The 6,816-nt window shown below is 28.8% G+C and carries 8 protein-coding genes; 1 reads left to right on the forward strand and 7 read right to left on the reverse strand.

Annotation, left to right across the window (positions count from 1 at the left end; genetic code table 11):
- Window positions 1–8: 8 nt before the first annotated feature.
- The 7 genes from ACTHUW_RS12210 to pepV form a co-directional block, all read right to left on the reverse strand.
- Window positions 9–731, reverse strand: coding sequence for an HAD family hydrolase (locus tag ACTHUW_RS12210; protein ID WP_442196965.1), 723 nt, complete (start codon window positions 729–731; stop codon window positions 9–11).
- Window positions 732–750: 19 nt separating this feature from the next.
- Window positions 751–1,662 (reverse strand): SMR family transporter, encoded by a 912-nt coding sequence (locus ACTHUW_RS12215; RefSeq protein ID WP_442196966.1) that lies wholly within the window; start codon window positions 1,660–1,662, stop codon window positions 751–753.
- Between the two features lie 39 nt (window positions 1,663–1,701).
- Entirely contained in the window at window positions 1,702–2,289 is a 588-nt protein-coding gene (locus ACTHUW_RS12220) for a class D sortase (RefSeq protein WP_442213437.1), read from the reverse strand.
- A gap of 54 nt (window positions 2,290–2,343) precedes the next feature.
- A complete protein-coding gene (locus ACTHUW_RS12225) occupies window positions 2,344–3,126 on the reverse strand; it encodes an inositol monophosphatase family protein (protein WP_442196967.1) in 783 nt (260 codons plus the stop codon).
- A gap of 82 nt (window positions 3,127–3,208) precedes the next feature.
- The gene (locus ACTHUW_RS12230) at window positions 3,209–4,711 is read right to left on the reverse strand and encodes a glycosyl hydrolase family 18 protein (protein ID WP_442196968.1); all 1,503 of its coding nucleotides are present in this window, start codon (window positions 4,709–4,711) and stop codon (window positions 3,209–3,211) included.
- An 81-nt stretch (window positions 4,712–4,792) separates the two neighbouring features.
- Window positions 4,793–5,053, reverse strand: coding sequence for an HPr family phosphocarrier protein (locus ACTHUW_RS12235; protein ID WP_442213439.1), 261 nt, complete (start codon window positions 5,051–5,053; stop codon window positions 4,793–4,795).
- Window positions 5,054–5,106: 53 nt separating this feature from the next.
- Window positions 5,107–6,444: a dipeptidase PepV gene (pepV, locus tag ACTHUW_RS12240; protein ID WP_442213441.1), complete on the reverse strand. Its 1,338-nt coding sequence runs from the start codon at window positions 6,442–6,444 to the stop codon at window positions 5,107–5,109.
- A 156-nt stretch (window positions 6,445–6,600) separates the two neighbouring features.
- Here pepV and ACTHUW_RS12245 point away from each other — a divergent pair, with 156 nt between their 5' ends.
- Window positions 6,601–6,762: a DUF1328 domain-containing protein gene (locus ACTHUW_RS12245; protein ID WP_442196971.1), complete on the forward strand. Its 162-nt coding sequence runs from the start codon at window positions 6,601–6,603 to the stop codon at window positions 6,760–6,762.
- Window positions 6,763–6,816 lie beyond the last annotated feature (54 nt).

Here is a 6,816-nt window from a genome sequence, read left to right on the forward strand (position 1 = left end):
AGGCTATTTTAAATTAAAGTTTCTACAGATGAATCAACCTTATATATTATATCCTTCCTTTCAATTATTATATCAATTTTTTTTGAAAGTTCTTTATCAGCTTTAATTATTTCATATAATTCTCTATTTGGATTCATAGCAATGGGATTTCCCACCATTTTAAACATAGATAAATCACCAGATGTATCTCCATATGCGTAACTATTAGGTAAATCAATATTGAATTTTTCTATAAATTCATCTAATGCCCTTTGCTTATTAAATGAATCCCACATTTTAACTATTTCTCCAGTAAAATTATTATTTTCATCTAATACATATTTACTACCTCTAAATTGAGTAACATCATATTTCTCAGCCATTTTCTCAACTAAAAATTCTGGACTTCCTGATATGAAAAATACTTTATGTCCTTGTTTATGATGCCAATTTATACGATCTCTAGTATATTTATATACTTTTTCCCCATTTAATCTTATAACTTGATGAGCTATAAATGCTATATGAGATTTATTTATACCTTTGAGTTCATTTACATAAATATTTGCTAGTTCTTCTAAGTAATCTTCAAAATTCCCATATCTTCTATCCCATTTTTCAAATGTATGCTTTACATGGCTATGCCAAATAGCTTCATCTATTACTTCATATTTTATAAGTTTTTTGAAATGCTCTATCATAAGAGAATTCCTATAAAGGGTCCCATCAATATCAAAAAAAGCTCCAATCATATCTTACACCTTCCTTCTATTAATTTATATTTATCAAAATAAGAGCTATAATTGTCATAAAAATTGCTATTATTTCTTTTTTCTTTAGCTTTTCCTTGAAAAACAATGTTCCTACTAATGTTATTATTACTATACTTCCTGCACTATAAATTGGAAATACTATTGAAGTTTCAATATAATTTAATGCCATTATTAAAAAGAAAGATGAAAATAAATTAGGAATTCCTACTAATATTCCTGTTAGCAAATCTATTTTTTTAATTATTTTCTTTCTTTTAATTGTAGTCATTAAACTAATTATAAATGCTATAAAAAACACAAAAAACAAGAATACTGATTTATACTCTGAAATAGCATATTTTTGAAATATCTTATTTGAAAATTCAGCAAGACCTCCAAAGAAAAACAATAATATTAAATTCATATGTATATCTTTTAAGTTTTGTTTTTCAAATGAAACATTTACTATTATTATTGAAATAAGTGATAATATTATACCTATCCATTGAATAGAAGTAGGGAATTCCTTCCAAATTATTATAGAAAAACTCATAGGAACAAGTATCCCTAATTTTCCAAATGTACCTGCAAGTCCTACATTGTTTTCACGTACACTTATCTGGTAATATACAAAAGATAAAAAGAAAAATGCCCCTGCAATTATTCCTACTACAATAGCCCAGATTAAACTAGCCATAGGGCTAAATAAATTATTACCTTCTATTATTACATCTTGAAATTCATCTAAAAAATTTCCCTCTAAGCCCATTTTAATATTTCCTTCTACTAAAGCTAATACTAAACTTACAGTAAATGCAGTAAAATAATTCATGGTAGTTACTGCATATCTGTTTAGATTATTAGTTTCACTAAATTTAAATATTATTGCTATTGAGGAACTACAAATGATTGCAAGTAATAAATATATCATCTTATACCCCCATATCCTTTTAGACTAATTATAACATACTTATTGAACCAATTTTCCTTTTATAATTAACCTATGACTTGCTACCTTTATAGGGGTACAAGTAACAAGTGTTATTTCTTTTTCCTTATCATTACTTTCTAGCACCCATAATTCATCTGGTTCTACTACAATCGTTTCATCTACCTTATATTTGTAATTTTCGCCCCTTGTTTCAACCTCTATTATATCTCCTTTTTTTATTTCATCTAACCTATTAAAATGTCTCCCATAAGTGTAACTTCTATGACCTGCTACAGCAAAGTTCCCTATTTGTCCAGGTTTTGCTGTATGATTCATTTGAGATAGACTTATATCTAAATTTCCATCTGTAGCACCTTTTAATACTGGCATATATAAATCTATTTTATCTATTTCAAGAATATACTTATCATTATCATTTATATCATCTTTATTTACGTCTTCAGAATTTAGATTTTCAGAAGTTTCTACAGATGATATATCATTCATACTTTTTTGCCATTCTTGTAATACTTTTTGAGCTTGATAATCATTATAGCCTCTATTTAATGTGGGATATAATATTATTAATATTCCAGCTAATATAAAAACAAAAGATAATTTCTTCAAATCCTCCACCCCTTTTATTTGCTATAATATTATATACCCAAAAAGCTGCCATAGTTACCTATAACAGCTTTTTATTTCATCATTTATTAATTTAATTATATTTTCATTTCCTGCTATTACTGATACATTTTCCCCACCTTCAATATCTATGACCTTTCCTCCTGCTTCCCTTATGAGTAATATCCCTGCTGCCACATCCCACACACTTAAATTGAACTCCCAATATCCATCTAACCTACCGCACGCAACAGATGCTAAATCATATGCTGCAGCTCCCATTCTTCTAATACCTCTTACCTTAGGTAATATTCTAGAGAGATTACCTATATTACTGTTTTCACTACTTGCCCTATCATATGCAAAACCTGTTGCTATTACAGACTCTATTAGTTTATCCTTATTTCCTATTTTTATTTTCTCATCATTTAAATATGCACCCTTACCTTCCACTGCTGAAAACATTTCATCTAATATAGGGTTATATACTACACCTAGTACTATTTCCCCCCTAAACTCTAATGCAATTGATACAGCAAATATAGGCAGTCCTTGTGCATAATTTGTAGTGCCATCTAAAGGGTCTATTATCCACAAATAATCCGAATCAGTCTTTTTAAAATCTGATTCCTCAGATAATATATCATGATCAGGATATTCCTTTTTTATACCTTCAAGTATTATCTTTTCTGATAAATCATCTATTTCTGTTACCAAGTCTATTTTTGATGATTTAGTGGATATTTTTAAATCTTTCTTTTCATAATTGTCCTTTTGAGCCTTACCTGCTCTATATGCCCACTCTTTTACAAGATTAATAGCTTCATTTAAATCTATCATAATCTACACGTCCTCTACACATTTATATTTAAATATACCCATAATTAAGTTTTTTAACAATAAAAAATAGGGGTATAAACCCCTAAAATCTTTTAACCACCACATCTTCTCTTACCATATTCCACATTGATTCATCTTCCATACCAAGCCTCCAAAGTGCAACTCCTTTTATACCAAGTGAACTTGCAAGATCTATTTTAGCTTTTATGCTTTCATTATTTTCAAACCAAACCTCATGATTATTTCCTTCTTCATCTATATATTTAAAATATGGCGTTTTAGTTTGAGGATCAAATATTATCTCTTTATTATATTTATTTGCTAAATTCATAGCACTATCAAAAGTAACATATGAGTTTTTCTCAGTATCTAAATTAAAATCAAATCCAAATACAGATACTGCAGCCATTATTTTACTTCTTGGCATTTTTGTTATAGCATATCTTAATACTCTCTCCATCCATCCTATTGAAACTACAGGTCCAGGTCCACTTCCAGGCCATCCATGTTCATTATAGAGCATTACATCAAATTCATCTACTACCTTGCCTATCTCACCGTAGTCAAAAGGGTCTGAGAAAGGATTAAAATCCTCATCACTTACTCTTGATGGAACTGAAGCAGATAAATAATAGCCTCTTTTACTTAGGGCTTCTGCTAGTTCTTTAAAAAATGATGTTAGCTTATTGCTATCTTCTATTTCTACATCTTCAATATCAATATTTACTCCATCAAAACCATATCCTTCTACAAGTTCTATGGTGTTTTCTATAAATGCAGCTCTAGATTCTTTACTACTAAGCATTGCTGTTGTTACTTCTTTTGCTTTAGCTACTCCTCCTGTATAAAGTAAATTATGAATTAATGCAAGCATTTTAACATTGGATCTATGACCGATTTCTATAACATTTTCAACATATTTATTTGTAAAATTGCCAAATTTCTCTATGGTAGTTGGATCATCTCCAGATATTCTAAACATAAACATAGGGACTTCAGTTAATTCATTTTTATTTTCTATAAAAGAATCATATGAACTTGGAAGTGCCACGCCTTCCTCTAATGAATAGTAGCCTAAAATAGCAGATATTGGCTTTTCTTTGCCATATGCCTTTAAATTTCCAAGATTATTTTTGATAAATCCATTCCTACCATCAAAAAGTTCTATTTTAGTCCATTCTTCATCTATTGCCATTACTGGTAATTTAGCACCTCTAATCACCTGTTGCATTATATCAAACTTCATTGAAGGTCCAAGACGTATATTTGCTACATCTACATCTACTATTATCTCACTATAATAGGGAACTTTTAAAACTTGACCAATATCTAGATTAGTAGATTCTAAATTATTTAAAATCATCAAGCTCTCTATAGGTACATTTAATTTTTTAGATATAGTATATAAGCTCTCTCCAGCCTTTACTATATAATTTTCCATAGGAATTTCTAAAATTTGCCCTATAGAAATATTTGAATTTGATAAATTGTTTATGCTAAATATTTCATTCATATCTACATTAAATTTCCTAGCTATAGAATATATACTATCGCCAGCTTTTACCACATATTTAATTGTATACATAATATAAACCATCCTTTCAAACAAAGTAGTATAATTCATACTATTCCTTTGCCTAAAGAATGGTTTATAATTTTAAACTATTTATTTAATTTCATTTTCAAAAAGGTTCTCAAGTCCTTTATATGCTTTATCTTCATCTGGACCATCTATTTTAATAGTAAGTTTATCACCTTTTGTAGCTCCCATACTTAGTATTCCCATTATACTTTTACCATTATATTCTGTAGAATCTTTAACCACTACAATATCAGATGTGTATTTTGATGCTTCCCTAATGAATAAACTTGCTGGTCTAGCATGCAAACCAGTTTCATTTTTTAATTCTACTTCTAAATTTTTCATTTAAATCCTCCTAAAAAATATTCTTTGCTATATTGTATCATAAAACGACAAACTTATCTTGTCAAGTTATATACTGCTGCTGAATATATTTTTGCTACTTCTATTAATTTATCAATTTCAATATATTCATTTGCTTGGTGTTCTACTTTTTCCCCTCCAGGAAATACTGCTCCAAATGCTACACAATTATCCATTGCACGTGCATAAGTAGCTCCTCCTGATACTAGCGGGGTTGAATCAAGTCCTGTCTCATCTTCATATACTTTTCTAAGTGTCTTTATTAATTTATGATCTTTAGGTACATATAAGGAATCTAAATAATCAAATTCTTCATATTTTATATTATATTCTTTTACTTTGTTTTTTATATCATCAACTATTTTTTCTTTATCTTTAGTTACAGGAATTCTTATATCAATAGCTATTTCTTCACTATCTTCATCTATATTTACTTTTCCTATATTAAATGTTATTTTACCTGATGGCTCATCTTCACATTTTCCAAAGATATTTTTAGCATTATAATCTTCACCTATTGTTTCAGCTATAAATTTAATAGAATTGCTTTTAACTCCTATATTATTTAATGCAATTGCTAAAAGTGAAATAGCATTAAGTCCTTTTTGAGGCTGTGAAGCATGTGCTCCTTTTCCTATTACATAAATTGTATCATCTTTTATTTCATACTTATATTCTAAATTATCTAATTCCTTCTTAATCTCATCACTATATTTTCCACTGTATCCGATTCTATCTGGAACTGCATTAAATGAATTTCCACCTGATAATATTATATCTCCAATACTTTCTGATTTTAATTTTGCTTGTAAAAGTCCTTTTTCTGCATGAATCATAGGAAACTGAGAATCTGGTGTGAATCCAAGGGTTGGAACTTCTTCTTTTTCCATATATTTATTTATTCCACCCCAAAGACTTTCTTCATCTGTTCCAAATATAAACCTTACCCTTTTATCAAATTCTACTTCTGAATCCATAAGTGCCTTTACTGCATAAAGTGCAGCTATGGTAGGACCCTTATCATCCTGTGTTCCTCTGCCATATAGTTTTCCATCTTTTAGCTGTGCTTTAAAGGGATCTGTGTTCCAGTTAGATCTTTCACCTGCAGGTACAACATCTAAATGTCCAAGTATTCCTAGCATCTCTTTACCTTCACCTATTTCAGCATATCCATAATAACCTTCTTCATCATAGTGAGTTTTAAATCCTAAATTCTCACAAATTTCTAAAGCTTTTTTTAAAGCCTTATCTATGTCATTACCAAATGGGGTATCTTTACTTTCTTCATCTTTAACACTTGGAATATTTACCAATTGTTTTATAGACTCTATCATTTCATCTTTTAGCTCTTCTACCCTTTTTTTGTAATCCATTTTTTAGTATTCCTCCTTAATTTATTTTCTACCCTTATTTTTACCCAATTATATACTATTAATAACATAAAAGAATTTTTATATATAAATGTTTAATTTAAGGCTTTTTGGCTATATATTTATTAAGATTATTTTGAAAATGAAGGAGGAAAAGTCATGTTAAAATGGGCTATAATATTTTTAATAATAGCAGTTATTGCAGGCCTTTTTGGTTTTAGAGGTGTTGCTGGAACTGCAGCAACTATTGCCAAAATTTTATTTGCTATATTTGTAGTATTATTTATAATAGCACTTATAGTAGGAGCTGGCATATTTTAATGTCAAGCACTTCTGAAAATGTCTGATAAAAGTTAAAAGATTAGCACCGACTTT

Source organism: Senegalia sp. (in: firmicutes) (assembly GCF_052088025.1).
Classification (GTDB): Bacteria; Bacillota; Clostridia; order Tissierellales; family SIT17; genus Anaeromonas.

Bases quoted from the DNA above. Each gene is read 5' to 3' on its own strand.
- ACTHUW_RS12235 (WP_442213439.1), bottom strand. From the start codon at position 5,053: ATGAAAAATTTAGAAGTAGAATTAAAAAATGAAACTGGTTTGCATGCT.
- ACTHUW_RS12210 (WP_442196965.1), bottom strand. From the start codon at position 731: ATGATTGGAGCTTTTTTTGATATTGATGGGACCCTTTATAGGAATTCT.
- ACTHUW_RS12225 (WP_442196967.1), bottom strand. From the start codon at position 3,126: ATGATAGATTTAAATGAAGCTATTAATCTTGTAAAAGAGTGGGCATAT.
- pepV (WP_442213441.1), bottom strand. From the start codon at position 6,444: ATGGATTACAAAAAAAGGGTAGAAGAGCTAAAAGATGAAATGATAGAG.
- ACTHUW_RS12215 (WP_442196966.1), bottom strand. From the start codon at position 1,662: ATGATATATTTATTACTTGCAATCATTTGTAGTTCCTCAATAGCAATA.
- ACTHUW_RS12245 (WP_442196971.1), top strand. From the start codon at position 6,601: ATGTTAAAATGGGCTATAATATTTTTAATAATAGCAGTTATTGCAGGC.
- ACTHUW_RS12230 (WP_442196968.1), bottom strand. From the start codon at position 4,711: ATGTATACAATTAAATATGTGGTAAAAGCTGGCGATAGTATATATTCT.